This is a genomic window from Kitasatospora sp. NPDC047058 (assembly GCF_040643935.1).
Classification (GTDB): Bacteria; Actinomycetota; Actinomycetes; order Streptomycetales; family Streptomycetaceae; genus Kitasatospora.
The window spans coordinates 1-1,302 of sequence record NZ_JBEYVJ010000884.1; the positions used below are offsets into that span (position 1 = coordinate 1).

The 1,302-nt window shown below is 72.3% G+C and carries 3 protein-coding genes; 2 read left to right on the forward strand and 1 reads right to left on the reverse strand.

Annotated features, from left to right (window positions below; genetic code table 11):
* Positions 1-113 precede the first annotated feature (113 nt).
* Together ABZ885_RS41325 and ABZ885_RS41330 are read left to right on the forward strand one after the other, a co-directional pair.
* Complete coding sequence (locus ABZ885_RS41325; RefSeq protein WP_360200387.1) at positions 114-692, forward strand: RNA polymerase sigma factor; 579 nt, start codon at positions 114-116, stop codon at positions 690-692.
* Positions 689-1,009 (forward strand): hypothetical protein, encoded by a 321-nt coding sequence (locus ABZ885_RS41330; RefSeq protein ID WP_360200389.1) that lies wholly within the window; start codon positions 689-691, stop codon positions 1,007-1,009. The genes ABZ885_RS41325 and ABZ885_RS41330 overlap by 4 nt, the downstream gene beginning before the upstream one ends.
* A gap of 26 nt (positions 1,010-1,035) precedes the next feature.
* Here the strand turns inward: ABZ885_RS41330 and ABZ885_RS41335 are convergent.
* The coding region (locus ABZ885_RS41335; RefSeq protein WP_360200391.1) for a hypothetical protein at positions 1,036-1,302 on the reverse strand (267 nt) is incomplete at its 5' end.

Below are 1,302 nucleotides of genomic sequence, written 5' to 3' on the forward strand. Positions count from 1 at the left end.
CAAGGGCCGGGCACGGAATACGGAGGTCGTTGTGATCATCGGAATCGGTATCGCGGTCGCCCTGGTGCTGCTCTGCACCTGCGTGGTGGTCATGAAGCGCAAGGGGGCCGGGCGTGGCTGAGGCCGGCGTGGCCGGGTCGGCCTGGCCCGGGGAGCAACTGGTCGCCGCCGCACAGAGCGGTGACGTCGACGCGATCGCCGCGTTGGTGTCCGGCTCGCACCCGCACGTGCGGCGGTTCGCCCGCTCCCTCTGCGCCAGCCCGGAGGACGCCGAGGAAGCCGCCCAGGAAGCCCTGATCATCCTGTACCGCAAGATCGGGATGCTGCGGGCCTCCGGCGCCCTGGCGTCGTGGATGTTCCGCATCGTCCGCAACGAGTGCGTCCGGCGCGCGCGGACCAGGTTGCGGGACCACGCCGCACCGTTGCAGCAGGACTCGCCCGTGGCCTCGGCCGAGGACGAGGTGCTGCAACGCCTGGAAGCGGAACGGGTGGCGGCCGCGGTCGCCACGCTGCCGCCGGAGCAACGCCGAGTGCTGATCATGCGGGACGTCCAGGGTCACAGTGGGCGGATGGTCGCCGATGCCCTGGGCCTCAGCACGGCCGCGATGAAGTCGCGCCTGCACCGGGCCCGTGCGGCGGTCCAACGGACACTGCAGGCCACACCCGAATCGGTCCCGGGAGGGCGACGATGAGCACAACGAAGCCGCAAGCCGGCGCCGGGCCCGCCGGCCCCGACTACGCGAGCAAGTCCCTGTCCGGGCACATCGTGCGCGGCGTCGTGGGATTCGGCTCGCTGGTCGGCTCGGTCGCCCTCCTCCCGGTGGCCGGGCCGGTGAGCCTGCTCCTCCTGCCGGTCGGTCTGCTGGCCCTGCGCGGCTGTCCGATGTGCTGGACGATCGGACTGATCCAGACCGTCTCCCGGGGCCGACTCGAGCGCTCCTGCGACGACGGCCAGTGCAGGCTGGTGGTCGCCGGCGATGACAGGCACCGCAAGGAGGTCGTCTCCTGAAGGGTGGTGCGGGCGCTCCGGCCTCCTCAGTCGAACGCCCGTCGCCGCACCTCCGAAAGCGTTGACCCGTGGTCCTCGCCGATGCCGGCGAGGGCTTCACGGCCCTGCCGGACCAAGTCGGGCAGGGTGTGTTCACGGGCGGTGTCGACGGCGCGCTGGAAGCAGACCCTGGCCTCCTCCACCGCGTCGAAGCGGAGGTGGACACGACCGGTGATGATCAGACACGCGGCTGTGCGGGCGGCGTTCCCGAGCCGGTGCTGGAGGCCGGTGGCCTCCCGGAGGGCCGCGAGGGC

Bases quoted from the DNA above. Each gene is read 5' to 3' on its own strand.
- ABZ885_RS41330 (WP_360200389.1), top strand. From the start codon at position 689: ATGAGCACAACGAAGCCGCAAGCCGGCGCCGGGCCCGCCGGCCCCGAC.